Raw genomic sequence first — 17,693 nt, 5'->3', positions numbered from 1 at the left:
TGATTAATAAGATCACGTTAAAAAAATGGAGGCACCGTAAGAATTTACGGTGTCAGACTGTAGACAAAACGGTTCGCGATGTCATGTCCGCGAACCGTTTTTTTAGCCATTTCCAAATTGCCAGTTTCTTTAGATTCATGCATCCAAATAAGAGGTTTAGCTCCATTTTAATCTTAGCCAGACCTCTGTATTGAGTGTATCTCATTCCGTGTTTTTCCTTTGCATCTGCAAACACACTCTCTATGGTTTCCTTGCGTTGTTTTTATCGTTCCTTCATTCCGCTTGTATGACGGATTTCTTCCACCTGCTCCATGTAGTTTTCCCATACATGACGGGTAATTACTTTTACGCATTCTTTACTGTTTGTGCAACGATTCCGGTATGGACAGCTTTGGCAACTTTTATACTACCGATATCCTTCACGGTTTGTTGTGTTGTAATGAAGCACTTTGTGATTCGGGCATAGATAGCAGTTAAAGAATTCATCGTATACAAAATCATCCTTTTTGAAAAATCCTTCTTGACGCACAGGCCTTTTATATGGCATGACCGGTGTCTTTCCGTCTTTTATCAGCTGGCGGGCGATTGACGGTATCTTATATCCTGCATCCATCACTTAGTATTTGCCATATTTCCGATTCTGCCTTAACCGTCGGTATAAATGCCAGAACGACACACTGTCATGGACATTCCCCGCAGTCACCTCAAAATCCAAAATATAATTATTCTTGTCACAACAGGTGTTGGCAGCATAGGCAAAGACCTGCTTATGCTCACCTTTGTGGAACCAGCCGCTATCAGGGTTAGTGGTGCTGACCTTCGCGTGATCATTTCCGGTTCCTTTTCTTTTTCTTTCAGTGGCTTCTTTCCGTGCTCCTGACGATCCCTTTCGATTTCTTCCTGCAGTTCTTTCTCATAACTGCGTGCTTCTTTTTGGATAACCTCATTACGATATTTATGCGAATTGGCACTGGCTTTGATGTGCGTGCCGTCAATAAACAGGCTTTCTGTATCAAGAAAGCCATTTGCTGCAGCCTCGGACCGTATCCTTGAGAAAATTTTTTCAAACAAATCCGTATCTTTAAAATGTCTGGAGTAGTTTTTGCCAAAGGTAGAAAAATGAGGGATTCCCTCATGCATTCCATAGCCCAGATACCACCTGTAAGCGAAATTTACTTCGATTTCACGGATTGTTTTGCGCATGGAAGGGATTCCGAAAATGTACTGGATCATGGCAATTTTAATCAATACCACCGGATCGGTACTATCACGTCCAAAATCACTGTATAAATCTTTCACTTCCTCATATATAAAACTCATGTCAATTGCTTCATCCAGCTTGCGTACCAGATGATTTCCAGGTACAAGATCCTCCAGATTTGCAATTTCCATTTGTGTTCTTTCTGCGTTATCTTTTTTCCCCATCATAAAGAAAAACCTGCCTTTCCTGATGACACTATTATACCATCTGGAAAGGGCAGGTTAAACTGAAAATAGACAACCGCCTGACGATTGTCTACAGTCTGATTCTCCTCCTGAGCCTTCAAACTCCAGTTCCTCAAAACGCGGACAACAATCAATTCCTGCCCCCGTTCTTTTGAATCGGAAAATGTATAAATCATCTTCTGTTCCCGAGCAATAATTACTATTTTATGGAGCTTGCTAATCTTTCCTGATTCCTGTAATACTTAATCAATTATTTATTTGTTGAAATCATCCGAGAAATCAGTATATGTCCGCTCAAGCATTATTGTGAAGAAAAACAGGTACTTACAGAGCTAGTGAATCAGAAATAGAACGTCATAAATAAAGATAAAAATAGAAAAGTTAAGAAAAATATCTTTTCTTAAGAATTATTCCCTTGCAAATCGCAAGATTTAAACGTAATCAAAAGAATACATTCTGTTTTTTAACATTCTCATTTGTTAAGATGACATTAGCTAAAGCAAACATGAGAAAAAGATATAACTATTGCTATGTATGAAATTTAAATGTTTTGCTGAAGTCCTGTGGGTTATCTTCCACTGTCTATTTATCACTGTCATCAGACGGAGGAATTGGTTAACAATGAAGCAGGTTTCATTGCAATATGAACTGTCCGTTCATATGTTAGTGCAAGGTGGTTTACTGGAAACTGCTATATTCTCGGTCTGGCATAGAAAACTGGGATTTTGATAGACTTCGGAGGGAGGGGAGTTTGAAAGGGGTAATTCCATTCTGCAGGAACAAAGTATTAAAAATAGAATTTGTAAATCTTATTAATCAAGTGCCAAAGATTCCGAGAAATTATGAATGGGAAAAAGGAGGTTAAGCAAGAAAATGAAAAAAAGGTGGGATCTTAAAGACGATATAAGGCGAAGATGGCAGCTATATCTAATGTTGTTGTTGCCGGTAGTTTATATTATTATTTTCTGCTATATACCAATGTATGGAATTGTGATTGCTTTTGAAGATTATTCATTTAGAAAAGGTGTTTTCGGAAGTGATTGGGTAGGGTTAAAATACTTTATACAGTTTTTTGATAGTCCAGATTTTGCGAGGGTGTTAAAAAATACGTTGGTTTTAAGTTTCTACCAATTATTAGTAAGTTTTCCAGCACCGATTATATTAGCACTTGCTTTACATATTATTGGTGGAAAGCATTTTAAAAAGTTTATGCAGACGTTGACGTATGCGCCATATTTTATTTCTACCGTAGTACTGATAGGTATTGTAAATCAGTGTCTTCATTTGAATATGGGAATTGTAAATAATCTTTTTGAGTTAATTGGATTGAATAGGATAGATTTCATGGGAAGAGCTTCTTATTTTAGACATATTTATGTGTGGTCAGGCATATGGCAGACATGCGGGTATTCAGCCATTATTTATATTGCATCGCTTGGCAATGTGGATCAATCACTGGTGGAGGCTTCGCTTATCGATGGAGCAAATCGTTTGCAGAGAATTAAAGCTATTGAGTTACCGGCTTTAAAGCCAATTATAACTATTCAGTTAATCATGGCAGTAGGTAGTATTATGGGTATCGGCTTTGAAAAAGTATTCTTGATGCAGAATAGTTTGAATACACCGGTATCTGAAATTATTTCGACCCTGGTATATAAAAGAGGCTTACATGATATGCAGTATTCTTTTGCTACAGCAGTAGGCTTATTTAATACGATAGTCAATTTTACATTGTTGTTTGTCGCAAATAAGCTGTCGCAGAAATTCGGTGAGACAAGTCTTTGGTAGGAGTGGAAAAATGCAGAGAGAAAAGCTGATAATGGAAAAAAGTAAAATTAAGCTATACCATAGTGTGTCTGATAGAATTTTGCTGGCATGCATATGGGTATTGTTGATTTCAATTATGATAGTATTTTTAGGACCGATTTTATTTATTCTTGCATCTTCGTTTAGTGATGCAAAGGCGGTATCAGCAGGAAAAGTATTTTTGTGGCCGATAGATTTTTCGCTGCAGGGTTATAAAATCATCTTAGAATCATCTAATATTATGAGAGGATTTTTGAATTCAGTAGCATATACCATTGTAGGTACAATTATCAGTGTAACATTGACACTGCTTGCAGGATATCCGTTGGCACGAAAAGATTTGCAGATTCGTGGACCGGTAATGTTTATGTTTACAATAACAATGTTTATCAGTGGCGGTATGATTCCTACATACCTTGTTGTAAATAAACTGAATTTAATTGATACATTCTGGGCAATGGTTATTCCCTCAGCGATGGGAGTCTGGAATGTAGTCTTGATAAAGACCTATATTCAGAGTTCGATACCGGGAGAGATTTTTGAGAGTGCATGTGTGGACGGATGCTCTGATTGGAAATATTTTACTAAAATGGTAATTCCGCTTTCAAAACCGATTATTGCTGTTATGGTACTGCTTTATGCCGTAGGAAAATGGAATGATTTTATGTCAGGTCTGCTATATATTAATGACGTAACAAAACAGCCATTGCAGTTGATTCTGCGAAATATCCTGATTGTGGGCGATACTGGAAATATGAAAATGACTCTTGACGAACAGATGCACAGACAGGAATTAAAAACATTAATGCAATATTCACTGATTGTGGTATCTTCACTTCCTGTGATGATTCTCTATCCGTTTATACAAAAACATTTTGTGAAAGGAATTATGATGGGATCTATCAAAGGATAATTTAGAACCATAACAGTTGAAAAAAAAAGGAGAATATTACTATGAAAAAACAAAAAATTGCAACACGGGTAACATCCATGGGGCTTGCAGCTATGATGTTGTTAGGCGGCTGTGGAGCTGAAAAGGAAGCAAACAATGTAGAAGGGAGTGGAAATGAATCAGGAGTGCCTGTTATTTCAGTAGCTCTTCCAATGTCTGAAAATACGGAATATTCAGATAAAAACTATGCTATTCGCCATTTGGAAGAAAATACAGGAGTGAAACTTGAGTTTGTAGCACTTCCAATGGATGCAGGGGAGGCGGAGACAAAATTAAATCTGATGTTAACAAGTGGAGAATATCCGGATGTTATTGCTTATAATTTGGATAGACAAAAAACAGTAAAATTTGGTGAGGATGGTGTCTTTATACCAATTAATGACTATTTTGAAAAGGATGGGGATAATTTAAAGAAACTTTTTAAAGAGAGACCTCAGTATGAAAAAACTGCGTATGCGCCGGATGGAAATATGTATGGCTTTCCGAGAATATCAGAAAGCTATCACGGTCAGGCGTATCCAAAACTCTGGTATAATACAGAATGGCTAAAGGAACTTGGATTAGATGAACCTACAACTACAGAGGAGTTAAAAGAAGTGCTAATTGCTGTGAAAAACAGTGACTATAATGGAAATGGAAAGGCAGACGAAATTCCGCTTACAGGAAGTCCTGATTGGGATTGTCAGTTGGAATGGTTCCTTATGAACTCTTTTATTCCGTGTGATAAAGACACACTTTCCTATGCAAAGGATGGAAAAGTTATTTTTGCTTGTGATAAACCGGAATTTAAAGCAGGACTTGAGTATATGAATGATTTGTTTGAGGAAGGTTTAATTGACCCAACTACTTTTTCCCAGAAAAGTGATCAGATGCAGCAGGTAATTCGTTCTGATGAAAAGCGTGTATTCGGCTATACGGCAGATCACTTTGGAATGGGTATTGATATTGAAAACAGAGATTTAAATAAGGCAATTTCTGCAATGATTCCAGTGGAAGGTCCTACAGGTGCAAGATATCAGTTACATCAGGACTATGTGGATATGTCATCAAATTATTGCTGGTTTATTACAGATAAGTGTGAAGAACCAGAAGCTGCTTTTAAAGTTGGAGAATATCTTTTGTCTGATGAAGCTTTGATGATTCAGCAGTATGGTGAAGAAGGTGTAGGCTGGAAAAGACTAGACAGCCCTACCGAGTCTATTCTTTCAGGAGTAGATGCTATTTATAGTATCATTTATAATGAGGAAGAAAATGAAAAAAATACACAGACTTGGGGAGTTCCACTTTGGTTTGCAACTTCAGAAAACCGGGCTAAATTTTCTCCTATTCCAGAAGATATGTATGCCCCAAGTTCCTATGAAGCAAGATTGTTTCAGGAGACCAGTAAAGTAGTTGATTATTTCTATCCGGAATATCTTCCTAAAAAGATTTTTTTTGATGATGTAAATGAATCTGAAGAATTCATTACACTCAGAACTTCTCTTCAGGAATATGTGAAGACATCTGTAGCTCAGTTTATCACTGGCGAATTAAGTCTGGAAAAGGATTGGGATTCATATGTGGAAACTTTGAAAGGTTATGGTGTGGAAACCTATGTGAATTTGTATCAGAAAGCATATGATGAATTTAATAGTGTTGAATAGAGCATAAACACAGGATATTGTTTGAAAAATAAAGTTAATCAGGAAACAGTGAATATCCATAAGGATGAACTGTTTCCTGACTAAAAATATAATGGAGAAAATAGTATGGTGGGATACCAAAATGAATGGCAAAAAATAAAACAGAATTTATCAAAATATAGTAGTACTTGGACTGGTACGGATTATAAAGAAGCTGTAAGTAATAAAATGGCGCAAACAGCATTACTTGGAAATGGAGACTTAGGTATTGTTTCGTCAGGAAATTTATATGAAAAGACATATCTGATCTGTAAAGGGGATTTTTGGAATTGTGGTGATATGAAGAAAGATTCTGTAGAAAAGGCAGATTCTAAAAGAGTCTCTCCTCTTGCTGTTGGAGGGATTTCTGTTTGCAGTCAAGATAATACGTTGAAAATTATATCAAGTGAAGAAGAACTTAGTATATTTAATGGTGAATTAAAGACTTATATAAAATATGAAGAAGCTTCATTTATAATGACAAGCTGGATATCACAGGAAGAAAATCTGTTGATCACAGTGATTGAAAATAAAGGTAATCAAAAAGCACATTTGAAAGCAAAAGTGTGGGCGCATAAAGAAATACCAGAGTTTAAATCAGAGTCAGGAACAGTAGATGGCCAGATATGGTTTTCGAGAAAAAGTAATAATGAAGCAAATACAAATAAAAAATCATGGACTTCAGAAGTATATGTACAAACAAAAATACTTGGAATAAAAGTTGATACAAAAAATATAGATAATTATTGCTCGGAATTAAACTTTAATTTAGAAAGAGATGCAAAGGTATACTTAATTACTGCAGTAGGAGGAGGTGGAAAAACATATGATTGTCATGGAAACCTGAATATGGAGGCGCCAAGTATTCAGGCTAAAAATATGCTGAATAATATGCTTTCAATGGAAAGTATTTATAATAATCGTCAGAAAAGCGAAGAGTGGTGGGAAAAATACTGGATGAAATCCCATATAGAGATTGGTGATGATTTAATTCAGCGCTATTATTATGGTTCTCTTTATTATATGGGAGCCGGTACACGCGAAAACAAACTAGTACCTGGACTTTATGGAATTTGGACAACTACAGATGGTGCAATGTGGAATGGGGATTATCATTTGAACTATAATATGATAGCACCATTTTATGGAATGTATTCCAGCAACAGATGTGAATTTGCAAAGGCATTGAAAGATCCGCTGTTAGATTATATGGAAGAGGGGAAACGCAGGTCAAAAGAAGACCTTTCATTAGTTTTTCCGAATTATATTTCTGGTGGACCAGGAATGAAAGCATCAGGGGAAATTTTTGCGGGAAGAAAAGATTTAAGGGAAGGAATTGAGGGTGGAATTCTGTATCCGGTTGCATTAGGACCTTGGGGAAGTACATCTTGGGGGAAAGATGGTGCATATTTAATGCAGGTATTTAATGCAGGATTTTCTGGATTAGGGTTAACAGCATATTACAGTTATACACAGGATGCGGAATATATAAGAGAAATATATCCATTCCTTGAAGCGAATATAAATTTTTATCTGAAATGGTGTGAGAAAGAAGAGATTGAAGACGGAAGATTCAGATATATTATCTGGTCTGGTGCACATGAAGGAACATTTGACAAGAACGCATCTGCGGCATTAGGAGTGATAAAAAATATTCTACAATGTTTACTAAATGCAGTCGAAAATGGCCATATTCAAGCTTCAGAAGAGAAACTTTTGAAATGGAAAGATTTAGACGAACATTTAGCGGATATTTACCTGGAAAAATGGAATGATGGTAAAATATTTAATAAAGTGGTAGTTCCATTGAGTGAAAAGGGGGTGAAACTGGAAGCAAAACAAGCTACAGTTAATCTTGAATTTATTCATCCGGGTGAACAGTTGGATTTTGATTCGTCATCGGATTTGATAGAGGCGGTAAAAAACTCACTTGAGCAAAAAGAGTTAGTAAATCAGGAGATATGGAATCAAATTAATAATACCCCTAAGATGTATATACATGCAATAAGGGCAGGATATAATCCACAGTATGTTATGGACAAGTTCAAGATATATTTAAAAAATATGAAAAAAAATTTTACAATTTATGACGGGTATCATGGAATAGAAAAAGCAGGGGCCATTGAATTTATTAACAATATGCTGCTACAAAGTGCAGATGGAATACTGAAGGTGTTTCCAGTATGGACAAAAAAAGATGCGTCTTTCAGCTGTTTGAGGGAAAAAGGAGCCTATATTGTCTCTTCAGAAATGAAAGATGGTGAAGTCAAATATGTTGATGTAGTCAGTGAAACAGGTAAACCGGTTGTGATTGTCTCACCATGGGATAAAGTACGTGTTGTAGATGAAAATGAAAACACTATAGCATTTGTAGAAGGAATGACAAAAAATAGTGAAGAACGGACAATTGCGTTTAAAGCATTGCCAGGAAAAACATATCGAGTTGTGAAAAATAATAATATTTCAAGAACGTAAATCAGGGGATGGTACAGAGTGACAGGGGAAAGAGTTGTGTTGGCATTTACTGGATATGTTTGAATGTATGAAGTTTCATAAATAACCTATTAAACTTTATTGTTTAATGTTACCTCCATAGTGCTAGGTGGGGCAACAATGTTATACAAAAAGCATACAGAAATAATTCAAACAATTAAATATGTTACTTTTCAAGGGTTATGGAAGCTTTGCAATTTCTTCATAACCCTCGTTTTTTTTCTGGTTTTCATTCTGAGTTGGTGAATTTTCAGGGTTGCTGTAAACAGTAACTTTTCAAGAAACTTTATTTAGAAAAAGAAATAATTTCTAGTTTCATCTGATAAGTATCTGGGGTAAAATGAATATGTCAAACATTGTTTTTTAGTCCTTATTCGGATTGCAGAATAAAATTGATTAAGGGAAACATTTGCTTTGATGAGAAAGATTAAGACAGGAAGTGGTTTTAGTGATTGGGATAAGAATAAATATTTGTGTCGCTGACCTGGCCGTGGAGCGGAGATTTTTATGAAAAACAAGAAAATATATATCAGATTGATGAGTACATATTTAGTTACATTCTTGCTTCCATTTTTCATAAGTATAATAAGTCTGGAAAATTTTGCAACTTACAGACAGGAGGAAATTTGCAGGAGTGTTTTGACGAATTTGAACCATACGAAAGAGATGATTGATAAGAATTTTAAAGAGATATATTCACTTATTTATAATTTAACTGCTAACAATACAATTCAGTATGCTGCAACACAGATGGATGAGCAGGATAAATATATTAAAGTCTCAAAATTGTATGATATACAGAAATATATGAATATAATACAACTTCCTATGTTTTCAAAAGAGTATTATCTGTATTTTGAAAAAAGCGACATGGTAATCAGTCCGCAACATATTTTTCTGACACAGGATTCTTACAGGGCATTTTTTCAGTATGATGGAATGGAGCCAAATAAATGGGAAAAAGAAATGGAAGGAATTTATTCAAATCGAATTTTTCCGAGTGCCGGAATATTGCAGAATGAAATAAATTATGATGGAATGCTGTATGTACAGCCATTGGTTACAGTTCTCGGGATAAAAGGAAACTTTGTAGTCCCTATTCGGAGTGATTATATAAAAGAATTGTTGAACGTACCGTATGTGATGAGCGGGGGGTGGATGTATATAACGGATGCGGATAATCAGGTATTAATGAAGATACCGTCTGCGGATAATCAGTTTTCGTTAATACCGGAGAAAAATATAAATAGTGAGGCAGATATACAGACTGCTGAAGTGTTCGGGACAAAGGTTCATATTATAAAGTCAGTTTCCAAAGAAACAGGACTTACATTTGTTGCAGTTATACCGCAGAAAGAGGTGTTGGTACAGATAAGGCAAAAACAACGTAATATGATTATTTTAATGATTTCAACTGTTGCAGTGGGGGGAATGTGTATTTTGTTGTTTGTCAGGTATCGCAGTCGAAAAATTGCAGATATTTTACAGATCCTGTTTAAGATTGAAGATATAGAGCCGGTGAATAGGACGAATGATGAGATGATGTATATCTCAAATTCCTTAAAAAAATTAATTAGTAATAATACAAGTCTGAAGAATAGTGTACAAGAGAAAGAACTGATGACACGGGAAATGTTGTTAAAAAGTCTCTTGTTTATTGCTGAAGATAAAATAGAGGAGGAACTGAAAAAATATGATATTTATTTGGAAGATAAAAAGATATTGATGCTAACATTTATAATGACTTCTGAAAATCAGGGAGAAACTGGAATTGCTGCAGAAAATTTGTCTATTTATAAACAGATACTTCAGACAACAATAGGAGAAATTGTTCCAGGTAAACAATATATGTGCGATATGGACATTAAATCAGGCGTTATTCTTTGTGCTTTGGACAAAGAATTTAATCAGAATCCGGAGGAAGCGTTCGGTGAACAATTGAAAAAATTAAGTAATATTTTCTTGGAAGGATATGATGTTCGCTTAAGAATAGGGGTAAGTAACATTTGTATGGCAATATCACAAATAAGCAAGGTTTATGATCAGTTGTCCGAAGTGATACAATATGGCTTATGTTCTAAAGAAAATGTATTATTCTATAATGAGTATATTGAAACCAGAGAATACTACTATTTTCCAATGCCGCTGGAGGAACGTCTTATAAATGCAGTGAGAACCGGAAATCTTGAAATTATGCATAACCAATTGCGGGAAGTATATCAGATTAATGTATTGGAAAGAAATATCAAACCAAATATGATGCATTTTTTGGTAAATGATTTACAATGTACTCTATTCAGAACTTTACATGGACTAAGTGAAAATATTGAAATTGATGAAGAAGAAATTTATAGATGTCTGGAACAACTAAGTAATGAAAAAAATATTCTTTTGCGTTTTAAGACGATTAATGATCTTTTTAGGCAAATCTGTGAGAAAGTGTACGAAAAAAACTGTGGTACTAGTGATGAACAGAAAGAAGCGATTCGAGAATATATCATGAAGAATTACAGTTGCAGTGATTTAGGATTGAGAAAAATTGCTGATGACTTTGAATATTCTAGCGCATATTTTTCAAAATTATTTAAAGATTTATTTCAGGAGAACTTTGCTGTGTATCTGGAAAAAATCAGAATTGAGCAGGTGTGCATGCTTCTGGATGGAGAGGACACAATGGAAAAAATAGCAGTAAAGACAGGATACAACAGTGTATATGTAATGAGAAATGCATTTAAGCGTGTGAAAGGTTTGACACCGAATGAGTACCGCAAGGTTCATACAACGAAGAAAGAGAAGAAATAATAGTTTCAGGAATTGGAAGTGGGGGGGGAAAATTCCTTTCGAGGAGTGAAAAACTATGTACAAATTTACTGATAGATAATACACAGAGCCGTTTTCTCAGTTTCAATCAGCTCTTGGAACTGACTCCATAAGAATCTTAAGAGACGCTGGCTTAAAATGGCAGGTACTATTCTATGGGAGATATTTGAAAAGAAATACTCCCGATTATCCAAGGAAAGAATGGGTGTACAGCAAAGCCTATGTATCAAAGAAGGTTATGTACCGACGTTTAAAGAGCTCCTACTTCTGATAACCATATACAAAGTATATGAGCAACAGCAGTAAATGTATCAAAACAAAGTACACAGTGTAGATAACCGGATTCGGCTGGATTGAGAAAAATCTTATGAAGCTTACCACCAAAGCATTGCTCTTATGGAAGCGATAGAGCGTTTCCGGGAACATACCGGGCATTACCTAGAATGGTTACTTATGGATTAGATATATCGAACCAGAGAAAACCGAAGATTTTGTAAAGATTATGGAATCTGGTTATCTGATCCAAATCGTGGAGGAACAAGTTTAGTAAAGCAGTCAGTCAAAGATAAAAAACAGGAATATAAGGATATTATCTATCGAATCGTAGTGGAACGTTCATTCAGATTAAGTACAAGTTACAAGTAACAGATAATTCCCCGCATGCTTATTTCACTCTGGAAAAGTCCTGGGGGGGGGGCAAAAGACCTTCTGCCCCCCCAGACATCTTATATATGGTATTATTCTACATCCTGCAATGCTGCAAAATCCTCTTCCCCGGTGCGGACCTTGACAACTCTGTCAACACTGTATACGAAGATTTTACCGTCACCGATATGCCCTGTATATAGAGTTTTCTTAGCCGTATCGACTACGCTGTCAACTGAGATCTTGCTGACTACAACCTCGATCTTGACCTTTGGAAGCAGGGTGGCGTCAACTTCAACACCGCGGTACATTTCTCCGGAACCCTTCTGAATGCCGCAGCCCATAACCTGAGTGACGGTCATACCGGTAACGCCCAACTCATTGAGCGCTTTTTTGATCTTGTCATATCTGGAAAGCCTGGTAATAATGACAACCTTGTGTATGTCGGTATCTGCAGCGGAGGTCTGTTTTACGACGCTGATGGCTGCGTTCTTCTGTGCTTCGGAGGCCATTTCGTAATCGGAAGCGCCAAGGCTTGTATTCTGGTTGATATCCATCGTCATAGTGTTGGAAACGTCCAGGATGGAAAAACCGGAGTAGGCGCTTGCCAGGCCGTGCTCTACAGGATCAAGACCCTGAAGCTCTTCTTCCTCGCTGACACGCAGACCTACCAAGGCTTTGATGATTATAAATGTAAGGGTAATGGTAACCAATGTCCACGCAGCAACGCTCAAAAGCCCCAGTAGCTGAATACCAAGAAGTTTAAAACCGCCGCCATAGAAAAGGCCGGTGCCTGCGATCTGGTTTGCGCCGAAGCTTACGCCGTCACCGAAGCCTCTTGAAAAGGCAGGAGCGGTATCTGTCGCGAAAAGGCCGACAGCGATGGTGCCCCAGATACCGTTTAAACAGTGAACCGCTACAGCACCTACAGGATCATCAATATGTAGTTTATAATCAAGGAGCCATACGCCGAATATCACCAGCAGTCCGGCTACAGTGCCGATGATAATTGCACCAAAGCAGTCGGTTACATCACAGGGGGCGGTAATGGCAACCAGGCCTGCCAGTGAGGCGTTTAAGCACATGGAAACATCGGGCTTTCCATATTTAAGCCAGGTAAAAATCATACATACGACGGTTGCCACAGCAGGTGAGACTGTAGTGGTAAGAAAGATAGAGCCAAGTTCGGAAACACTGGTAGCAGCGGCACCGTTGAAACCATACCAGCCAAGCCACAGGATAAATACGCCCAAACAACCGATGGGAAGGTTATGGCCGGGAAATGCGTTTACTTTTATGACCTTTCCGGATTTATCTCTTTCAAATTTACCGATGCGGGCGCCTAATAGCTTTGCGCCGACAAGGGCGCTGATCCCGCCAACCATGTGAATCGCGCAGGAGCCGGCAAAGTCATGGAAACCGATTTGCGCAAGCCAGCCGCCGCCCCAGATCCAGTGTGCTTCGATGGGGTAAATCAAGGCGGAGATTACGCCGGAGTAGATGCAGTAAGAAAGAAATTTCGTTCTTTCTGCCATAGCCCCGGATACGATGGTTGCGGTAGTTGCGCAGAACACAAGATTAAATACAAAATTGGACCAGTCGAAACTTTCATAAGCGGTGAAGATGTCAAAACCGGGCTTGCCGATGAAGCCCAATAAATCTTCACCAAGCAGGAATGAAAAGCCGATCAAAATGAACATTACTGTACCGATACAGAAGTCCATCAGGTTTTTCATCAGGATATTTCCCGCATTTTTGGCTCTGGTAAAGCCGGTCTCCACCATGGCAAAGCCGGCCTGCATCCAGAATACCAACGCGGCTCCGATCAGGAACCATACGCCATACACTTCACTGCTGATGGCTCTCAAAATTTCTTCAGTCATAATAGTTTCCTCCTCATTCTTTTTTTCGGCTTTAGGGCGGTACGAAAGCATACCGGACATAAGCCGTGTGAAACTGCAGAAACATCAAAAGCGCGGACTCTGTTTTTTTGAGTTCGCGCTTTTGCGATGTTCCTATAAGGGAATTATATCTAATTTGCGGATACATCCGTCAGAAAGCTCACGGCTTTCTGACGGATGTATCCGCGTTTAAAGAATGCCTGACAGCCGGGGAGAGTTATACAGGGTATTGGCTGTCGAAGCACGCTTTACATAAGGGAAGTTCCCGGGTCATCTGTTTTAGATCTTCGAGTTTCAGATAACCGAGGGAATCTGCGCCGATTTCGGTACAGATTTGGGCAGCTGTGCGGGAAGAAGCGATCAGCTGGTCGTTGCTGGGAACGTCGGTTCCGTAGTAACAGGGGAATAGAAAGGGCGGGGAGCTGATGCGTACATGAACCTCTCTGGCGCCTGCGTTCTTTAGCATACCAATCAGGCTTGCTATAGTAGTGCCCCGGACAATGGAATCGTCGATGAGGACAAGCCTTTTATCCCTGACGACATTTTCCAGTACGCTCAGCTTCAGATGGACAGCTGATTCCCGCTCCTTTTGGGTAGGTTTTATAAAAGTTCTTCCCACATAACTGTTTTTATAAAATGCAAAGGCAAACGGCAGGCCGGAGGCCTGTGCATATCCCATTGCAGCAGTGATGCCGGAGTCAGGCACTCCGGTGACCAGATCTGCATCTACAGGATAAGAAGCGGCAAGCGCCTTTCCGGCACGGATTCTTGCGTCATAGATATTGATTCCATCCAGTATGGAATCCGGCCGGGCGAAATAGATATATTCAAAAATGCAGTGTGCATGTTTTTCCTGAACGAGACGGCGGTCAGACCGGACCCCATCTTTTGAAATCGTAATGATTTCACCGGGCTGTATGTCACGGATAAAGTCAGCGCCCACTGCGGTCAGGGCACAGCTTTCGGAAGCAAGGATATAGCTGTTATCGCGTTTCCCGAGGCATAAGGGCTTTAGCCCCAGGGGATCCCGCACACCAATTAATTTTCTGGGACTCATGATGACCAGCGCATATCCGCCTTTCAGCCTTCTGGCAGTCTGCAGTATCGCATCCTCCACACAGGAGGTGTGTGTCCGTTCCCTGGCGATATAGCAGGCAATCACTTCGGAATCCGTTGTCGTCTGGAAAACAGCGCCTTCTTCCTGGAGTTTTTGCGCCAGCTTCTGCGCATTGATCAGATTTCCGTTATGGGCCAGGGCAAGCGTTCCCTTCAGGTAACTTAATACCAGGGGCTGCGCATTTTCAGCGGTGCTTGCCCCGGTAGTAGAGTAGCGGACATGGCCCACGCCCGCACTCCCCTTAAGTTTTTCCAAAATATCAGTATGAAAGACTTCACTTACAAGTCCTGTATCCTTGTGCCACGAGATATTCCCCTTGGGGCCGCAGGGGTCGCATACCGCTATACCGCAGGCTTCCTGTCCCCGATGTTGCAAAGCGCACAGCCCCCAGGCAACATCGGGGGCTGCGGCGCTGCCATCGGTATGATAGATACCGAATACACCGCATTCTTCTTTGGGTTTATCAAATTCTTCACATCGATTATTCATCGTTTTTGTGCCACTTTCCCTTTCCTTTGCTCAGACGGAGAATAACAGCTTTTCATAGTTCGGATAAGGAAGAATCTCATCTGGAAGATATTTTTCAACAGAATCCGCTGCTTTTCTGAGCGCATTCATATCGGAGAGAACCGTTTCATAATAAAATACCGCGGCTTCCTGCATTTCGGTCAATGCTTCCGCTTTGGCCGTATCGGCTTCCAGTTTTTCTTCCGCCCGGAAAATTTCTTCATAATATACAGAGAGCTTTTCCAGAAGCCGTTCCTGTGAGCTGCATGAAAGTTCCGGAAGAAGGGCTTTTTTAGCACGAAGGGAACTGGCGATTTTGTCTGTGTATTCCATCAAAGCAGGCAGGAATTCTCTGCAGATCATATCCTGCATGGTCTTTGCTTCAATGTGGAGTGTTTTACAATAGTTTTCCAACAGGATCTCATATCTGGAGTAAATTTCCTCCCGGGTGAAAATATGATGTTCCGTAAAGAGCGCCACATTTTTTTCAGCGATAAAATGGGGCAGTGCCTCAGAAGTGGACCTTAAGTTATAAAGCCCTCGTGCGGCAGCTTCTTTTATCCATTCCTCCGTATAACCGTTGCCGTTGAAAATTATTTTTTTATGATTGAAAATGGCCCGCTTTACCAGACCGTGAACCGCTTCCTCCATCTGGTCGGAGGGAGTGTCCTTTAATTCTTCATAAAACTGGCGGAGGGCTTCCGCTACGGCGGTATTCAGTACAATGTTGGGACCTGCGACGGAAATGGAGGACCCCAGCATACGGAATTCAAACTTGTTGCCAGTAAAAGCAAAGGGAGAGGTACGGTTCCTGTCAGTGTTGTCCTTGAAAAAATGGGGCAGTACCGCAGCGCCGGTCTCCATTTGGATCTTTTGCTGCTTTCCAAAAAAAGTGTCGTTTTCAATGGAATTTAAAACAGCTGTCAGTTCATCGCCAAGGAAAATGGAAACAATGGCCGGAGGCGCTTCATTTGCGCCAAGCCTGTGATCATTGCCTGCGCTGGCCACAGAAACCCTCATCAGATCCGCGTACTCATCCACCGCTTTGATGACTGCCATCAAAAAGACGAGAAACTGAATGTTTTCAGCGGGAGTCCGGCCGGGATCCAGCAGGTTAACGCCGGTATTGGTGATCATGGACCAGTTGTTGTGCTTGCCGGAACCATTGATGCCTTCAAATGGTTTTTCATGAAGAAGACATACCAGCCCATGTCTGTCGGCTACTTTTTTCATCATTTCCATGGTAAGCTGATTATGGTCCACGGCTATATTGGCCGTATCAAAAACAGGCGCCAGTTCATGCTGGGCAGGGGCTACTTCATTATGTTTTGTCTTGGCCGGGATGCCCAGCTTCCAGAGTTCTTCATCCAAATCATGCATGTAAGCGGATACACGGGGCTTTAAAGCGCCGAAATAGTGATCCTCCATTTCCTGCCCCTTGGGAGGCATTGCGCCAAGCAGTGTCCTTCCGGTAAAGATCAGATCTTTCCTCTTTTCATAGAGGGCTTTGTCCACAAGGAAATATTCCTGTTCAGGGCCGATGGTTGTGGAAACGCTGGTCACATCGTTTTTGCCCAGCAAATGTAAAATTTTTACCGCTTCCTTATTAAGTGTCTCCATGGAACGCAGAAGGGGCGTCTTTTTATCCAGGGCTTCTCCGCTGTAGGAGCAAAAAGCGGTGGGAATATACAGCGTCCTGTCTTTAATGAAGGCAGGGGAAGTGGGATCCCAGGCGGTGTAGCCCCTTGCTTCAAAGGTAGCCCTCAAACCGCCGGAAGGAAAGCTGGATGCATCCGGTTCCCCTTTTACCAGCTCTTTTCCTGAAAAATCCATAATTACCTGGCCGTCGCCGATGGGGGTAATGAAACTGTCGTGTTTTTCAGCGGTGTGGCCGGTCATGGGCTGAAACCAGTGTGTGAAGTGGGTGGCACCGTTTTCAACCGCCCACTCCTTCATTGCCACAGCCACAGAGTTGGCCACATCCAGCTCCAGATGCGTATTATTTTCAATGGTTTTGCGTAGCGCCCTGTAAATATCCTTCGGAAGCTTATCGCGCATGACCCTGTTATTAAAAACCAGGCTGCCGTAAAGTTCGGGAATTCCTTTTGTCATTAAAAGTTTCTCCTTTCGGTTTATAGTAAAAAAAAGGCACTCTGGAAGGATTTCTTCCAAAGCGCCTTTGCTTTATGGTTCGCATCATACTCCTGTTTTTGCAGGCTGTCAAGAAAAAATTTTGAAAATTTCAGAACCTGCTCCAGGGTTACTGTTCACACCCCATTTGGGTCCCTGCCACCGCCGTCCTATGGCCGCGCCTCTGTGTCCACCAGCCGGCTTAGATGTTGTTT

Annotated in this window: 10 protein-coding genes and 1 pseudogene; 6 read left to right on the top strand and 5 right to left on the bottom strand. The window is 39.9% G+C overall.

The window, feature by feature from the left end:
• Positions 1–52 precede the first annotated feature (52 nt).
• Both HMPREF1548_RS01210 and HMPREF1548_RS01205 read right to left on the bottom strand, forming a co-directional pair.
• A pseudogene (locus HMPREF1548_RS01210) lies at positions 53–1,428 on the bottom strand (IS1182 family transposase).
• Positions 1,425–1,622, bottom strand: coding sequence for a hypothetical protein (locus HMPREF1548_RS01205; RefSeq protein WP_021633822.1), 198 nt, complete (start codon positions 1,620–1,622; stop codon positions 1,425–1,427). Before HMPREF1548_RS01205 ends, HMPREF1548_RS01210 begins: the two are co-directional and overlap by 4 nt.
• Before the next feature lie 697 nt (positions 1,623–2,319).
• On the opposite strand from HMPREF1548_RS01205, the gene HMPREF1548_RS01200 reads away from it, so the two are divergent.
• The 6 genes from HMPREF1548_RS01200 (at position 2,320) to HMPREF1548_RS30775 (ending at position 11,823) form a co-directional block, all read left to right on the top strand.
• Positions 2,320–3,234: an ABC transporter permease gene (locus HMPREF1548_RS01200; protein WP_286137732.1), complete on the top strand. Its 915-nt coding sequence runs from the start codon at positions 2,320–2,322 to the stop codon at positions 3,232–3,234.
• Positions 3,235–3,244: 10 nt separating this feature from the next.
• Positions 3,245–4,165 (top strand): carbohydrate ABC transporter permease, encoded by a 921-nt coding sequence (locus HMPREF1548_RS01195; protein WP_021633820.1) that lies wholly within the window; start codon positions 3,245–3,247, stop codon positions 4,163–4,165.
• Between the two features lie 41 nt (positions 4,166–4,206).
• Positions 4,207–5,847: an extracellular solute-binding protein gene (locus HMPREF1548_RS01190; RefSeq protein WP_021633819.1), complete on the top strand. Its 1,641-nt coding sequence runs from the start codon at positions 4,207–4,209 to the stop codon at positions 5,845–5,847.
• Positions 5,848–5,952: 105 nt separating this feature from the next.
• A complete protein-coding gene (locus HMPREF1548_RS01185) occupies positions 5,953–8,340 on the top strand; it encodes a glycosyl hydrolase family 95 catalytic domain-containing protein (protein WP_021633818.1) in 2,388 nt (795 codons plus the stop codon).
• Between the two features lie 525 nt (positions 8,341–8,865).
• Positions 8,866–11,160 carry a helix-turn-helix domain-containing protein gene (locus HMPREF1548_RS01180; RefSeq protein ID WP_021633817.1) on the top strand — a complete coding sequence of 765 codons (2,295 nt, stop codon included), beginning with the start codon at positions 8,866–8,868 and terminating at the stop codon, positions 11,158–11,160.
• 480 nt (positions 11,161–11,640) lie between these two features.
• Positions 11,641–11,823, top strand: coding sequence for a transposase (locus HMPREF1548_RS30775; protein WP_083492898.1), 183 nt, complete (start codon positions 11,641–11,643; stop codon positions 11,821–11,823).
• Between the two features lie 92 nt (positions 11,824–11,915).
• Here HMPREF1548_RS30775 and HMPREF1548_RS01175 read toward each other — a convergent pair whose 3' ends face one another.
• The 3 genes from HMPREF1548_RS01175 to HMPREF1548_RS01165 form a co-directional block, all read right to left on the bottom strand.
• Positions 11,916–13,706: an ammonium transporter gene (locus HMPREF1548_RS01175; protein WP_035320540.1), complete on the bottom strand. Its 1,791-nt coding sequence runs from the start codon at positions 13,704–13,706 to the stop codon at positions 11,916–11,918.
• A 235-nt stretch (positions 13,707–13,941) separates the two neighbouring features.
• Complete coding sequence (gene purF / locus HMPREF1548_RS01170) at positions 13,942–15,330, bottom strand: amidophosphoribosyltransferase (protein ID WP_021633813.1); 1,389 nt, start codon at positions 15,328–15,330, stop codon at positions 13,942–13,944.
• A gap of 30 nt (positions 15,331–15,360) precedes the next feature.
• A complete protein-coding gene (locus HMPREF1548_RS01165; RefSeq protein ID WP_035320539.1) occupies positions 15,361–17,460 on the bottom strand; it encodes a glutamine synthetase III family protein in 2,100 nt (699 codons plus the stop codon).
• Positions 17,461–17,693 lie beyond the last annotated feature (233 nt).

It is taken from the genome of Clostridium sp. KLE 1755 (genome assembly GCF_000466465.2).
GTDB lineage: Bacteria > Bacillota > Clostridia > Lachnospirales > Lachnospiraceae > Eisenbergiella > Eisenbergiella porci.
Note: the sequence above shows the minus strand (reverse complement) of the source record. Positions and strands in the feature narration are given on the sequence as shown.

Coding starts and splice junctions, on each gene's coding strand:
- HMPREF1548_RS01165 (WP_035320539.1), bottom strand. CDS start 17,460: ATGACAAAAGGAATTCCCGAACTTTACGGCAGCCTGGTTTTTAATAAC.
- HMPREF1548_RS01175 (WP_035320540.1), bottom strand. CDS start 13,706: ATGACTGAAGAAATTTTGAGAGCCATCAGCAGTGAAGTGTATGGCGTA.
- HMPREF1548_RS01195 (WP_021633820.1), top strand. CDS start 3,245: ATGCAGAGAGAAAAGCTGATAATGGAAAAAAGTAAAATTAAGCTATAC.
- HMPREF1548_RS01185 (WP_021633818.1), top strand. CDS start 5,953: ATGGTGGGATACCAAAATGAATGGCAAAAAATAAAACAGAATTTATCA.
- HMPREF1548_RS01200 (WP_286137732.1), top strand. CDS start 2,320: ATGAAAAAAAGGTGGGATCTTAAAGACGATATAAGGCGAAGATGGCAG.
- purF (WP_021633813.1), bottom strand. CDS start 15,330: ATGAATAATCGATGTGAAGAATTTGATAAACCCAAAGAAGAATGCGGT.
- HMPREF1548_RS01205 (WP_021633822.1), bottom strand. CDS start 1,622: ATGATTTATACATTTTCCGATTCAAAAGAACGGGGGCAGGAATTGATT.
- HMPREF1548_RS01190 (WP_021633819.1), top strand. CDS start 4,207: ATGAAAAAACAAAAAATTGCAACACGGGTAACATCCATGGGGCTTGCA.
- HMPREF1548_RS01180 (WP_021633817.1), top strand. CDS start 8,866: ATGAAAAACAAGAAAATATATATCAGATTGATGAGTACATATTTAGTT.